The sequence below is a fragment of the Winogradskyella vincentii genome, from assembly GCF_020166345.1.
Taxonomy (GTDB): domain Bacteria; phylum Bacteroidota; class Bacteroidia; order Flavobacteriales; family Flavobacteriaceae; genus Winogradskyella; species Winogradskyella vincentii.
In genome coordinates this window covers 1-493 of the sequence record NZ_JAIUJS010000042.1, presented here as the reverse complement: position 1 = coordinate 493, position 493 = coordinate 1, and the positions used below count along the sequence as shown (strand labels likewise).

At 41.0% G+C, this 493-nt stretch carries 1 pseudogene; it reads left to right on the top strand.

The window, feature by feature from the left end:
* A pseudogene (locus tag LBV24_RS15385) lies at positions 1–493 on the top strand (gliding motility-associated C-terminal domain-containing protein); the annotation flags it as partial.

Genomic DNA, 493 nt, shown 5'->3' with positions numbered 1-493 from the left:
CTAAAACAATTACTAGAACATGGACTGCTACCGATGATTGTGGTAACACAACGTCTGCTGTTCAAACGATAACGGTTGTGGATACAACGCCTCCTTCTATTGATAGCTCAGGAGTATCTAATATTGATATTCAATGTGGTGTTACACCTGATGGTACTTTAGAAGCCTGGATTGCTAACAATGCTGGTGCAACTGCATCAGATACTTGTGGCAATGTTACCTGGTCTAACGATTACGGTGCAAATACAGATGTAGATTGTGCTAACGGTGCTATTACTGTAACATTTACTGCTACGGATGATTGTGGAAACGCTTCAAGTGTTACAGCTACTTATTCAATAATAGATACTGTGGCTCCTGTAATTACTATTCCTGCAGACGTAACAATAGAATGTACCGAGGACGAGTCTCCGGCTAATACTGGAACTGCAACTGCTACAGATGATTGTACAACTCCTGTTGTTACTTTCTCAGACAGTGAAGTTACAGCTTG